At 33.1% G+C, this 13174-nt stretch carries 12 protein-coding genes and 1 tRNA gene; 6 read left to right on the forward strand and 7 right to left on the reverse strand.

Annotated features, from left to right (window positions below):
• Positions 1-472: 472 nt before the first annotated feature.
• A complete protein-coding gene (locus ACXAFS_RS12485) occupies positions 473-2008 on the reverse strand; it encodes an OmpP1/FadL family transporter (protein ID WP_475307319.1) in 1536 nt (511 codons plus the stop codon).
• 27 nt (positions 2009-2035) lie between these two features.
• Positions 2036-3118 carry a hypothetical protein gene (locus tag ACXAFS_RS12490; protein ID WP_475307321.1) on the reverse strand — a complete coding sequence of 361 codons (1083 nt, stop codon included), beginning with the start codon at positions 3116-3118 and terminating at the stop codon, positions 2036-2038.
• Between the two features lie 100 nt (positions 3119-3218).
• Here ACXAFS_RS12490 and proS point away from each other — a divergent pair, with 100 nt between their 5' ends.
• The 3 genes from proS to rpsT all read left to right on the forward strand — a co-directional run bounded on the left by proS (position 3219) and on the right by rpsT (position 5154).
• Positions 3219-4697: a proline--tRNA ligase gene (gene proS / locus ACXAFS_RS12495; RefSeq protein WP_475307322.1), complete on the forward strand. Its 1479-nt coding sequence runs from the start codon at positions 3219-3221 to the stop codon at positions 4695-4697.
• A gap of 109 nt (positions 4698-4806) precedes the next feature.
• Positions 4807-4878: transfer RNA gene (locus tag ACXAFS_RS12500), tRNA-Glu, on the forward strand.
• A gap of 24 nt (positions 4879-4902) precedes the next feature.
• A complete protein-coding gene (gene rpsT, locus ACXAFS_RS12505) occupies positions 4903-5154 on the forward strand; it encodes a 30S ribosomal protein S20 (protein WP_475307323.1) in 252 nt (83 codons plus the stop codon).
• A gap of 154 nt (positions 5155-5308) precedes the next feature.
• Here the strand turns inward: rpsT and rho are convergent, their stop codons facing one another.
• Positions 5309-6934 carry a transcription termination factor Rho gene (rho, locus tag ACXAFS_RS12510; RefSeq protein ID WP_475307325.1) on the reverse strand — a complete coding sequence of 542 codons (1626 nt, stop codon included), beginning with the start codon at positions 6932-6934 and terminating at the stop codon, positions 5309-5311.
• 216 nt (positions 6935-7150) lie between these two features.
• On the opposite strand from rho, the gene ACXAFS_RS12515 reads away from it, so the two are divergent.
• The gene (locus ACXAFS_RS12515; protein WP_243471174.1) at positions 7151-7561 is read left to right on the forward strand and encodes a DUF4293 domain-containing protein; all 411 of its coding nucleotides are present in this window, start codon (positions 7151-7153) and stop codon (positions 7559-7561) included.
• A gap of 63 nt (positions 7562-7624) precedes the next feature.
• Here ACXAFS_RS12515 and ACXAFS_RS12520 read toward each other — a convergent pair whose 3' ends face one another.
• A complete protein-coding gene (locus ACXAFS_RS12520; protein ID WP_475307327.1) occupies positions 7625-8116 on the reverse strand; it encodes a metallophosphoesterase family protein in 492 nt (163 codons plus the stop codon).
• Positions 8117-8190: 74 nt separating this feature from the next.
• On the opposite strand from ACXAFS_RS12520, the gene truA reads away from it, so the two are divergent.
• Together truA and ACXAFS_RS12530 are read left to right on the forward strand one after the other, a co-directional pair.
• The gene (gene truA / locus ACXAFS_RS12525) at positions 8191-8934 is read left to right on the forward strand and encodes a tRNA pseudouridine(38-40) synthase TruA (protein ID WP_475307328.1); all 744 of its coding nucleotides are present in this window, start codon (positions 8191-8193) and stop codon (positions 8932-8934) included.
• Positions 8935-8965: 31 nt separating this feature from the next.
• Positions 8966-10738, forward strand: coding sequence for an ABC transporter ATP-binding protein (locus ACXAFS_RS12530; RefSeq protein WP_475307330.1), 1773 nt, complete (start codon positions 8966-8968; stop codon positions 10736-10738).
• Here ACXAFS_RS12530 and ACXAFS_RS12535 read toward each other — a convergent pair.
• From ACXAFS_RS12535 to cdaA, 3 genes are read right to left on the reverse strand one after another with little or no spacing between them, the layout of a single operon-like run.
• Positions 10735-11562, reverse strand: coding sequence for a DUF3667 domain-containing protein (locus ACXAFS_RS12535; RefSeq protein WP_475307331.1), 828 nt, complete (start codon positions 11560-11562; stop codon positions 10735-10737). The genes ACXAFS_RS12530 and ACXAFS_RS12535 overlap by 4 nt on opposite strands.
• A gap of 1 nt (position 11563) precedes the next feature.
• Positions 11564-12361, reverse strand: coding sequence for a DUF3667 domain-containing protein (locus ACXAFS_RS12540; RefSeq protein WP_475307333.1), 798 nt, complete (start codon positions 12359-12361; stop codon positions 11564-11566).
• Between the two features lie 2 nt (positions 12362-12363).
• Positions 12364-13146 (reverse strand): diadenylate cyclase CdaA, encoded by a 783-nt coding sequence (cdaA, locus tag ACXAFS_RS12545; protein WP_475307334.1) that lies wholly within the window; start codon positions 13144-13146, stop codon positions 12364-12366.
• Positions 13147-13174: the final 28 nt, after the last annotated feature.

Genomic DNA, 13174 nt, shown 5'->3' on the forward strand with positions numbered 1-13174 from the left:
AACGGCAACAACATGCCATCGAGCGACTATTGGTTCACCGTAGAGTACCTGGAGCCCCTTACCAACCAAACAAAAGAGTTTAAAGCCCATTTTACGCTACGACGATAAGTAGTTAAAATAATTATAGAGAAAAGCCTGAATATTATGTTCAGGCTTTTTTATTTATCAGTTTTGTTGTAATTATCTGTTTGTGGATGTTTAGTTATTACTAATGTTGATTATTATGGTTTTTGATTTTTTGTGGTTGTATTGATTCGTTTTAGATATAGATTTAGGGGTTTAAATGGATTGCATTCAGATTATAAAGCATAGCTTGGAGTTATCAGATAGATTAAAACCGAATACACTTTGTTTTGTGTTCAGTCGAATAGATTTAATAAAGAAGATTGTTATAAACAAAAACACTCAATAACTAATAGCTATTGAGTGTTTATCTTATTCTAAAAGAGTGTTAGTCGTTTAAGGAGTGCGACTAAATCTTAAACCCTAGAGTTAAAATAACATCAGTAAATTTTGACTCAAACTCTGCCGAATCAGTAAGTCCAATATTATAAAGCTGGTAATTTGTATCACGTTCAGCTTGACTAAAAGCTAAATCGAGATTAATGTTGCCAAAGTTATAGCCAAGACCTAATGAGTACCCAGTTAGATCTCCAAAGAAAGTGTCATCTTTGTAAGGACTTTCTTCAAAACGGTAACCACCTCTAAAGCTTAGTTGTTTGTATCTATACTCACCACCAATTCTATAGGAATTTGCTGTATCTAATGAATTACTAATACTATTGTTTAAAGCTGAAAAATAAGTGTCAGAAGTTGGTCTAAACTTCGTGTTACTATAATCTTTGATAGAATAATCAAAACTGAGTAACCCTTGTTTTCCAAAAACATATGCTAAACTTCCTGTAAGTTTAGAAGGTGTCTGTAACCTATATTCAGGGAAAATATTAACCACATTTGGGTTTAGGATTATGTTACCTTCGGTTGTACTTGTAGTTGCCAAATATTGGGATGTTTCTTCTGATATTCTAAACCAAGTAGGTGAGTTAAAGGACAATCCAACTCTGAATTCTTCCGTAACTTTTGCAATACCTCCTAATTGAAAAGAAAATCCGCTTCCTGTTGTTAAAAGATTGTTCTCAAAATCAACATTAGTTATAGTCGAATTTGTATTTGAGTTGGTTTCGTTTAAAAACGTACTTCTCTCATAATTGATAAAATGTGCGTTTAGATTAATTCCTAAGAATATCTTGTCTTCATAACTTGTAGCAAGATTAAAAGCTAGTTTACCATTGTAACCTCTACTAGCATAGTAATACTCTTGGTTATAATCAGTTCCATTAAGATCTATATTAGAAGTATAAGCAGTATTTTCATCTGTATTTTCTATTGGGTCAATAATAAATCCTTCATATCCTAAAAATGCTTGTTGATTCTCAAAGCCATATAATGATCCAATTTCAGAGTAAGCCTGAGAGATTGTCTCATCAGGAAAAGCTGATATTTCATCTAACCTTAAACCTTCGCCGTTATTACCATTATTGGCATAGTCCAAAAAATAACTACCAATTGAGTTATTAGGATTAACACCTCTTGCTACCCAGTCGTCATCAAAATCTGCTGATCTATCGTAGGCAGCACCTAGAGTAAATTTTTTCCATGGTGAACTTTCATTCCTGTTAATAAAGACAAACGTTGCTCCAAACTGATTTAAATCGAAATTAGAGTTTGAAGAGCTTGTGAATCCGTTAAAGTAATTAATGTCATCATTTTTGTTAAAAACACCAATAGAAACTGAGGTGTGACTATTGTTAAATATTGCTGAGCCTGCAGGGTTAATATTAACGGCTGACATGTCACCACCAAGTGCACCAAAAGCTCCGCTCATAGCTCTAAAACGAGCTGTACCTTGAATTTCATCCATTGAATAGCGAACAGCGTCAGATATATCTTGTGCTAGAATATAAGATGTGCTCGCTATGCCTATGCATAACATAAGTAATTTTTTCATAAGTTAATTTTTTAAGGAATTTATCTATTATCCTCTGCCTCGTCTACTGCCACCACTAGAACGCATGCTGCCAGATGACCTTGATCCACCACTAGAACGCATACTTCCTGATGATCTAGATGATGAGCCTCTCGAAGATCTAACAGACCCTGAAGATCGTGTACTTCTTGTAGATCTAACTGAACCAGATGATCGTGTACTTCTCGTGGACCTAATCGACCCAGAAGATCTGCTCGTACCTGGTCTTGTAACCCTAGTGCTAGGTCTAGTAGAAGAATTTCTTATAGTACTATTTCTAGATGAACGTGTTGTAGAGTTTAATCTACTTGATCTTGTAGCACCGCGTGATAATCTATTTGTAGAATAGTTTCTTCTAGATAATGCAGAATTACTTCTGCCAGCACGGTTTAGGTAATTGTTGCTAAGCATTGAGCCTCTTCTTCCTGCATTGTAAGCATAACGATTACCTCTGTAGTAACCATTCCAGCCCCAATTGTTCCAACCGTAGCCCCATCCAGGACCCCAGCCCCAATTATTCCAGCCGTAACCCCAGCCAGCGTTCCAACCCCAGTTGTTCCAGCCGTAACCCCAACCAGCATTCCAGCCCCAACCAGCATTCCAACCCCAGTTGTTCCATCCCCAGCCCCAAGGTCGTCCCCAACCCCAGTTATTCCAGCCATAGCCCCAGCCAGCGTTCCAAAGCCATGGGTCATTCCAGCCATACCAGCCATTGTCTATAATGTTAATGGTGATACTTTCATTATTTTGACCCCAGCCACCATAAACTGGTCTTTCTTCAATAGTGTCTTGAGCTCTTTCAAGGTAATTACCTTCATAAGAGTCTATGTCTGTAAATATTTCGCTATTTTCCATAGCAGCATCTATTTGCGCTGCATTTTCAGCAAAGTAATTTTTATAATAATCAGAATCATCTGTAGATGTAGTAACAACAGGTTGTTCAACATTGGCAGTATCATAATCTTCAGATGAATAAATGCCGTCGTCATCGTAACCTACATATTGAAAAGAACCACATGAAGTTAACACGGCCATTAAACCGAGTGCAACAAAAAATGGCAATTTGTGTTTAGTAATGGTTTTAAATTGCATATCTCTTATATTTTATTGTTGAACATAGCAAAAATAGTTAGTTTTGCGCAACTATTTTTTTATTTAACATAGTCACAATATTTGTGCCAAAACATTGAAAATGAGTAAAAATCTTACTACTAGAGCTGAAGATTATTCAAAATGGTATAATGAATTGGTTGTAAAAGCCGATTTAGCTGAAAATTCTGCCGTACGTGGATGTATGGTTATCAAACCTTATGGTTATGCAATTTGGGAAAGGATGCAGGCAGAATTAGATATAATGTTTAAAGAAACTGGACATCAAAATGCTTACTTCCCTTTATTTGTTCCAAAAAGTTTATTTGAAGCTGAAGAGAAAAATGCAGAGGGTTTTGCAAAAGAATGTGCTGTAGTAACTCATTATAGATTACAATCTGATCCTGATAATGAAGGTAAGCTTAGAGTAGATCCTAATGCAAAACTAGAAGAAGAACTTGTTGTTAGACCAACTAGTGAAGCAATAATCTGGAATACATATAAAGGATGGATTCAAAGTTATAGAGATTTACCAATTTTAGTAAACCAATGGGCTAATGTTGTGCGCTGGGAAATGAGAACCAGATTATTTCTAAGAACAGCAGAATTTTTATGGCAAGAAGGTCATACAGCACACGCAACAAAAGATGAAGCAATTGCGGAGACCGTACAGATGAATAATGTTTATGCGCAATTTGCAGAAAATTTTATGGCTATTCCTGTTATTCAAGGTGTAAAAACAGAAAGTGAACGCTTTGCTGGTGCCGAAGACACGTATTGTATAGAGGCCTTAATGCAAGATGGAAAAGCTTTACAAGCTGGAACATCCCATTTTTTAGGGCAAAATTTTGCTGAAGCCTTTGATGTTAAGTTTACCAACAAGGAAGGAAAACAAGATTATGTTTGGGCAACATCTTGGGGAGTGTCAACAAGATTAATGGGAGCGTTAATTATGACACATAGTGATGATAAAGGTTTAGTTTTACCACCAAATCTAGCACCTTACCAAGTTGTGATTGTTCCTATTTATAAGAATGATGAACAGTTTAACGCTATAAAAAAAGTAGCAGATCAAATAACAGATGATTTAAGAGAATTAAATATTAGAGTAAAGTTTGATGGTAGAGATACTTTGCGACCAGGTGCTAAATTCGCACAACACGAATTGCAAGGTGTGCCATTAAGAATAGCAATAGGTCCTAAAGATCTAGAAAATGAAACTGTTGAGTTAGCTCGAAGAGATACTTTTACTAAAGAGACGGTAATTTTAGATAGAATTAATGTGGTTGTTGAAGATTTACTCGAGGAAATTCAAGAGAGTTTATTCAATAAAGCTTTAAACTTTAGAGATTCTCATATTACAGAGGTTGATGATTTTGAAGAGTTTAAAAAAGTGTTAGAAACCAAAACAGGATTTATTTCTGCACATTGGGATGGAACAGCAGAAACAGAACAAAAAATAAAAGAACTAACAAAAGCAACTATTAGATGTGTACCTTTAGATAATAAAAAAGAAGACGGAAAGTGTGTGTTTACTGGTAATCCATCTAATCAGCGTGTACTTTTTGCAAAGGCTTATTAATTTTTTTTCAAAAAAAATAAGTTAGTAGTTGCAACATTTAAAAATAGTTGTATTTTTGCATCCGCAATGGAAACATTGTAGGTTCATTTAAATAAGTAAATAACCAAATGGCCCGTTCGTCTATCGGCTAGGACGCCAGGTTTTCATCCTGGTAAGAGGGGTTCGATTCCCCTACGGGCTACAATTTTTAATAAGAAAAAATAAAATGGCAAATCATAAGTCAGCTTTAAAAAGAATTAGAAGTAACGAAAAGAAGAGAGTGCTTAACAGATATCAGCACAAGACGACTCGTAACGCTATTAAAAAGTTACGTGAGTTAACTGACGCTAAAGAGGCAAAGTCAATGTTGCCATCTGTTATTAGCATGATTGATAAGTTAGCTAAGAAGAATATTATCCATTCTAACAAAGCTGGTAACTTAAAGTCTCAATTAACTAAACATGTTGCTACGTTGTAAACGTAGAAACTACTAAGAATATTCAAAAGGCTTTCGATTTCGAAAGCCTTTTTTTATGTTAAATTTTTATCAGTCATTTTTAATCAAAAAATAAAAAAAGCCTTGAAAATTAATTCAAGGCTTTTTTACATTATTATAGTTTTTGAAGATGTGTTTATCCGTTCATAGAGATTAGGAACTCTTCGTTATTTCTAGTTTGTTTAAAACGATCATTTATAAATTCCATCGCCTCAACCGGATTCATGTCTGCAAGATATTTACGCATTACCCACATTCTTTGAATCGTATTATCGTCCAATAATAAATCATCTCGTCTTGTACTAGAAGAAGTAAGATCTATAGCAGGGAAAATACGACGGTTAGAAATCTTACGATCTAACTGTAATTCCATATTACCAGTACCTTTAAATTCTTCAAAGATGACTTCGTCCATCTTGGATCCTGTTTCTGTTAATGCTGTAGCTATGATTGTTAAAGAACCACCATTTTCGATATTACGAGCTGCACCAAAGAAACGTTTTGGTCTGTGTAAAGCGTTTGCATCAACACCACCAGATAAGATTTTACCAGAAGCAGGTTGAACTGTATTGTATGCTCTTGCTAAACGTGTAATAGAATCTAATAAGATGACAACATCATGTCCACACTCTACTAATCGTTTTGCTTTTTCTAAAACAATATCTGCAATTTTTACGTGCTCGTGAGCTTCTTTATCAAACGTAGAAGCAATAACTTCACCTCGTACATTACGTTGCATGTCTGTTACTTCCTCAGGTCTTTCATCAATAAGTAATATCATTTGATATACTTCAGGATGATTAGCAGCTATTGCATTAGCGACATCCTTAAGCAACATGGTTTTACCAGTTTTTGGTTGTGATACAATCATACCGCGTTGCCCTTTTCCTATTGGGGAAAACAAATCCATTATTCTCGTAGAAATAGTGCTTTGTTTTTCTGCAATATTGAATTTTTCTTTAGGGAAAAGAGGAGTTAAATGTTCAAAAGCAACACGATCTCTTACTACATTAGGATCCTGACCATTGATTTTACTCACCTTAATAAGAGGGAAATATTTTTCACCTTCTTTAGGTGGTCTTACATGACCAAGAACAGTATCACCTTTCTTTAAACCAAATAAACGTATTTGAGATTGCGATACATAAATATCATCAGGTGAAGTTAAGTAGTTATAGTCAGAAGATCTCAAGAATCCATAACCATCTTGCATTATATCTAAGACTCCTTCACTTTCAATAATAGCATCAAACTCAAAATCTGGCTCACGATAACGGTTTCTGTTATCCTTGTTACCATTGTTTTTCTGATTGTTATTATTGTTATTTCGGTTTTGTCTATTATCGTTTTTCTGATTATTGTTGTTAGAACGTCTATTGTCTTCTTTACGATCGTTAGACTTATTGTCTTGACGTTGCTGATTTTGCTTATCGTTGTTAGACTTATTCGATTTTTGTTCTTTTGGCTTAGCGTCCTCTTTTTTATCTGAAAACTCCAAAGATTTTTGATCGTTAGTTTCTTTTGGTTTTCTCTGTACTCTAGCTCTTTTTTGTTGAGGCTTATTTTGTTTTTGCTCTGGTTTTTGGTTAGAGTCCGTTTCAACCTTTGCTTTTACTGCTTCTGGGTTTGCAGCTTGATAATCTAAGATTTGATATACCAAGTCTAGCTTTTTTAGTGAGCGATACTTAGGTACATTTAGTTGTTTAGCTATATCCTGTAGTTCAGGAAGCTTTTTAGCTTTTAACTGTGAAATTTCAAACATTCGTATGTTATATAATGTATTACAATTTGATATTATTAATTCAATATTTTCTAAATGAAATAAAAAGAAAAAAAGTGAAATTAATTTGGAAGATAGAATGATGCAACTCAGTATGTTGCCACATTCTATTGCAATAATACAATTTTATTTTAAAACAATTTCTATCTTTTTAAAAAATAAACTACTAATTTTGCCGAGCAATTTTTAATTGAAGATATGATTCAGCGCATACAAACACTTTATTTATTTTTGTCTGTAGTTATTTCTGCAGGACTAATATTTGTGTTTCATCTGTGGACTAACACTGAAGATGTGAAAGTTTTTGCAACAGATAATTATTTGTATTTGGGCTTGTTTTTAGCATCTGCTTTATTATCTTTAATCTCGATTTTTAGTTTTAAAAATAGAAAGTCTCAATTTGTAATGGGACGAGTTAATATAATATTAAACTTTATTTTACTAGGAATCTTTGTATATCAATCTCTAAATATATCTGGAGAAACGAATGTTTCTGAGAAAGGTATTGGGATTCTTCTTCCTATTTTTTCTATTGTGTGTTTAGTCTTGGCAAACAAGGCTATTAAAAAGGATGAAGATCTTGTAAAATCTGTAGATAGATTACGATAGAACCTAAAATCTTAGTAGTATTAGTGCGAAAAACCCAGACGCTGCCGTCTGGGTTTTTCATTTTTATCTTTCAAATTCTATAACTTCGAGATCTTTTATTTGTTTACCATCAATATTAAAGCGCAACATTGTTCTTTTATGATGAAATCCATGTTTGCCAACAGCACCTGGATTCATGTGTAGTAGGTTTAATTTTTTATCTGGAATTACTTTTAAAATATGAGAGTGGCCGCAAATAAATAAATCTGGTGGATTATTTTGAAGTGCTTCTCTAACACGACCGTTATATTTTGGAGGATATCCACCAATATGTGTTATCCAAACATCAATTTCTTCACATTTGAAACGTAGATTTAAAGGAAATTCGGCTCTTGCTCTTGTATCATCAATATTACCATAAACAGCTTTTAATGGCTTATGTTTTTTTATTTCATCGGTTACTTTTAAATCTCCAATATCACCAGCATGCCAAACTTCATCGGCTTGCTTCACATATTTAATAATAGTGTTATCAATGTAACTGTGTGTGTCTGATAAGAGGAGTATCTTTTGCATTAAGATAATATTGTGATTTTAACTACCGATTCTATGTATCTTTGTGACTTTAAAAAGCAAAAATAGCCAATCTTTTGAGATATTTTTTAGAGTTATCATATAATGGTAAAGCCTATCATGGTTGGCAAAATCAGCCAAACGCTATTTCGGTACAAGAAGTTATAGAAAAAGCATTGAGTACCATTTTAAAAGAAACTATCAATATCGTTGGTGCAGGAAGAACTGATGCAGGTGTGCATGCATCGCAGATGTATGCTCATTTTGATTTTGAAGGAGAGTTAAAATCGGAAGATTTAACCTATAAGTTAAATTCCTTTTTGCCAAAAGACATTGCAATACAAACAATTTATAAAGTTACAGATGAGGCGCATGCTAGGTTTGATGCTTTGAGCAGAACATATCATTACAGAGTTTCAACATTAAAAAATGTATTTGATTACAACTATTCATATCAAATGCACTTACCTTTAGATGTTGATGCAATGAACCAAGCTTGTAAAATTTTATTTGAGTATAAAGACTTTCAATGCTTTTCTAAGAGTAATACAGATGTAAAAACTTATAATTGTAATATTATGGAAGCGTTTTGGACTCAAAATGGTGAGGAACTTTTGTTCACCATAAAAGCCAATCGGTTTTTACGAAATATGGTTAGAGCTGTTGTTGGTACCATGATAAACATTGGTTTAGGAAAATTAAAACCTGAAGATTTACACCAAATAATTGTATCAAAGGATAGAGGTAAGGCAGGATTTTCAGTTCCTGCACATGGACTATATTTGGTAAATATTGAATATCCAGAAACGATTAAAATTTAATAAGCATTTATAGAGCTAATTTTGGCTTACGATGGCAGAAAAAAATAAAAAGAAAATATTCGATACATCGCTTTTTAAGCGATTACTACATTATATAAAGCCTTACAAAACAGTATTTGTAATCTCCTTAATTTGTGTTATTGGTTTGGCTGTTTTTGGTGCGTTAAGACCAAGGATTTTAAAGGATGCCATAGACATAAAAATAGCTAATAAAGAGTATGGAGGTTTTGTGTTTTACATGGGCATTATGCTTGTGCTTCTTGTTTTGGAGGTTGTGTCTCAGCTACTATTTATATATTATGCAAGTTGGTTGGGGCAGTCAGTGGTGAAAGATATTCGTGTTAAACTTTTTAAGCATATTCTAAAGTTTAAAATGACGTATTTTGATAAATCTTCTGTAGGTGTCCTTATTACCAGAGCTGTAACAGACATGGAGCGTATTGCTGACATTTTTGGGCAAGGTTTGTTCATGATATTTAGTGATATACTAAAGATGTTAGTTGTTGCAGTTTTTATGGCATTTATTAACTTAAAACTGAGTTTGATTGTTTTTGCAACGATGCCAATTATTATAGTCGCTACTAAGATTTTTCAGAAGTATATGAAGAGAGCTTTTGAAGATGTACGAACAGAGGTATCTAATCTTAATTCTTTTGTGCAAGAGCGTGTTACTGGAATGAAAATCTTGCAATTGTTCACAAGAGAAGCAACCGAATATAAAAAGTTTAAAGAAATAAACGAACGTCATAAAAAAGGCTGGTTAAAAACTGTTTGGTATAATTCTATTTTCTTTCCAGTAGCTGAGTTTGTGTCTTCGCTTACTATGGCCTTGGTGATTTTAGTTGGTGGGTTTACAGCCATAAACCAAGGAGCAACTACAACCTTGGGTGATTTGATTTCTTTTACAATGTTTATACCAATGCTTTTTAGGCCGTTGTATCAAATAGCTAACAAATTCAATACATTACAAATGGGAATGGTAGCTGCTGATCGTGTTTTTAGAGTTTTAGATACGACTTCTAATATTAATGATCATGGTACTATTGAAGCCAATCATTTTAAAGGTGAGATAGCGTTTGATAATGTAAGATTTTCATACGTAAAAGATGAAGAAGTTTTAAAAGGCATTTCTTTTAATGTAGAGGCTGGAGAAACGGTGGCTATAGTAGGTGCTACAGGAGCTGGAAAATCTACAATCATCAACTTATTGAATCGTTTTTATGAAATAAATTCGGGTCATATTAGAGTGGATGGCACAGACATAAAAGATATGACTCTAAGCTCGTTGAGAAATCAAATAGCAGTAGTGTTACAAGATGTATTTTTGTTTGCAGATACTATTCTAAACAATATTACACTAAATAATGAATATATCACAGAAGATGATGTCGTTACTGCGGCAAAAGCTATTGGTATACATGATTTTATAACAAGTCTTCCTGGTGGTTATCACTATAACGTTAAAGAACGCGGTGTTATGCTCTCTTCTGGTCAGCGTCAATTGATTTCGTTTTTAAGGGCTTATGTAACCAATCCAAGTATTTTAATTTTAGACGAAGCTACATCCTCAGTAGATTCTTATTCTGAGCAATTAATACAAGATGCTACAGATACAATCACCAAAGGGAGAACATCAATTGTTATTGCGCATAGATTAGCAACTATTCAGCAAGCAGATAAAATTATTGTTATGGATGCAGGACAGATTGTTGAAATGGGAACACACAAATCTTTACTTAAGAAGAAAGATGGTTATTACAAAAACCTTTATGAAGTCCAGTTTTTAAAAGCTGAGACAGTTTAATTGATTGTGTCTTTTATCGCTTTGCTAGCTTCGATTTCAGCTTTTTTAGCTTCAATCATAGTATCTAAGGTACCAGAACTATACATGTATATCGCTGAAACTATACCCAATAATACAATAAGCACAACCATAATTCCCAGGAATATCAGAGTCCGCAAAAGCATTTGTGATAGGTTAAGACCAAAAACCCTTTTTAAGCAATAAGCATAATAGAAAAACATTATTGGCATTGTGATTAAACCCAATAATTGAATAGAGATGATGTTAAACGGGACCACTATAAGGGTTAATGCAGCCATACATATAGAAACCTGTGCTTGTGAGTAAAGAAATATCACAATTAACTCAGTATAGTTAAATTTTTTTATTCCCAAAAAAGTTAATCTTGCAATAATCGCATAAATTGGTATGTAAAGCATCATCACAAGCGATTGATAATCGCTTGTAAATTTGTACGTTTTTTCAAATACTTCTTGCTGACTTTTCCCTATTTCCGTTGATGTATCATATAGTGTTAAGTCCGTTTGAAATTTTTGTAAAATATAAATTTGTAAACCAGACAAAGTAATGGCTAAAGCAAAATAGCTTATAACGTTAACATATTTTTTTCGGGTACCATTAATATAACCAACAATAACATCTTCAGGTTTCTTAAAAAGCTGAGTAAAAGTTCTTAGTAATTTATTGTCATAATTGAAAAATGTTTCGCTAAGGTGTTCAAATAGATTTCTTAGTGTTAACCTATTTCTAATGACTTTGCCACCACAATTTCTGCAATAGTCGTCTTGCTCTTGTAATTCGGTATGACAATTTTTGCAGTTCATATTAAGGGTTAAATTTTCCTGTAGCAAATAGGTAAATAAATAAAATAACTAAGAATATCAGCATTATTATGCTAAATACAATGGTATACAAGATATAAGCAACAATGTATCTTAAAATGGAATAGATGAATTTTAATCCATAAAGTTTTTTAAATACATAAGCTCCATAGATTATTAAAGGAGGTGTTACTAAAATTGAAGCAACTAGATAATTTTGAATATTAAAAGCAGCTAGCAGCAAATAAATTATAAAACTAACATAAATCGTCTGAGAGGTAACATAAAGATTTATAACCAAATGCTCAGTATAGTTGTGCCTTCTTTTGTCCAAATAAACCAGCCACGTACCTATAGCTATAAATGGCATTAAGATTGAAAAAAACACACCTTGATAGTTGTTAAAAAAACTAGGAAAATCAAATGGTGGTTTTTCACTTCCTTGACTACCCAAATCAAAACCATCCATAAAAAGTCCACCTTGGGCTTCTAAAAATTCTGGAAATAAATTCTTAAGGATAAACATCTGAAAACCTAAAACAGTCAATGAAATTGCATAGTAAGTAATTACACCAACATACTTCTTTCGTGTACCTTCTATGTAGCCATCAATAACATCATCTGGTTTTGTAAATAAGCTTATGAATGTTTGCAAAAACTTGTTATCAATAGACAAGAATTGATCGTTAACTTGTTTGATCAGAACCTTTGGCGTTAAACGATTTTGAATCACTTTTGCACCACACTCATCACAATACTTTTGTGTATCTTTTAGGACTTTATGGCAATTTTTACAATTCATATTTAGTTTAAGTCTTCTTTAATCTTTTTTACAAGATCATCAGTGTCTTTAAACATTACAAATTCTCCGTTCTTAATGTATGATATTTGGCCTGTTTCTTCACTTACAGCAATGGCAAGTGCATCTGTTTTTTCTGTAATACCAATAGCTGCTCTGTGACGCAGTCCAAAACGTTCTGGTATATTTTTTTCGTTATTAACAGGTAAAATAACGCGTGTTGCCTTTACTACATTCTTATCTATAATTATGGCACCATCATGCAACGGACTATTTTTAAAGAAGATACTTTCTATAATAGGTTGAGACACTAAAATATTGGTGTCATCACCAGTATTGGTCAAAAAATCTAGATTGTTGTTACGTTCAATAACAATCAATGCACCAGTATTTGTGGTTCCCATTTTGTTGCATGCATTGATAATTGCTTCAACATCTGTAGAAGTCTGGTCATCATTTTTTAAGAATTTAAAATTCTTAAAAATCCCTTTTTTACCTCCAATATTGGTGGAACCAACGAGTAATAAAAACTTCCGGATTTCTGGCTGAAAAACCACAATAAGAGCAATAATACCAACCTTCATAAAGCCATCAAAAATACTGTAGAGCATCTGCATTTTTAAGTAGTCTGTAAGTCTCCAAGCAAAATATATGATAAGAATACCAATAAAAATATTGATAGCCACAGTACCTTTTACAAGTTTGTAGATATAATAGAGTAGAATAGCCACCAAGAAAACATCTACAAAGTCTATAAATCTAAATTCCCAAAGTTGTAAGTTTTCCAAGGTTAGTGCTTTTTGCTAATTTAATAAT

It is taken from the genome of Winogradskyella sp. ABM4_392, from assembly GCF_056160445.1.